1 pseudogene is annotated in these 366 nt (G+C 32.5%); it reads right to left on the bottom strand.

The annotated features are described in order from the left end of the window. Positions 1 to 142: 142 nt before the first annotated feature. Positions 143 to 366 (bottom strand): annotated as a pseudogene (locus P6709_RS19770) (hypothetical protein); the annotation flags it as partial.

The raw sequence follows: 366 nt of genomic DNA, 5'->3' as shown, positions 1-366 counted from the left end.
CCTGGAAAAAGCAGGCGTAAATTATGCTAATCTCGGATTATAAAAAGTGGAGAACCATACACTTGAACATTTTCAAAAATAATTGATCAGGAATCATCAGTTCAATAAAAGATCAAATGAACCTTCAAGAGCTGTATTCAAATCAAATTGATTCAAACGTTGTATTTAACAGCTCGGAACTTTTTGACAGAAGATATAAATCAATAAATGAGCAAATTAAAAGTTTAACCATTATGTACAAGTCTATACCAACTTTTGATGACAAGCTTACAAAGCTGTCTATTAAACTGGATAATTCTTCTTCTTTTGACGAATAGGTGACAGTTTCAACACCCGAGAGATCAGTTATTTGATCTTCAAGTGCGC

The organism is Jeotgalibacillus sp. ET6, assembly GCF_029667115.1.
Taxonomy (GTDB): domain Bacteria; phylum Bacillota; class Bacilli; order Bacillales; family Jeotgalibacillaceae; genus Jeotgalibacillus.
The sequence above is the reverse complement of the archived record's forward strand: the minus strand, read 5'-3'. Positions and strand labels throughout refer to the sequence as shown.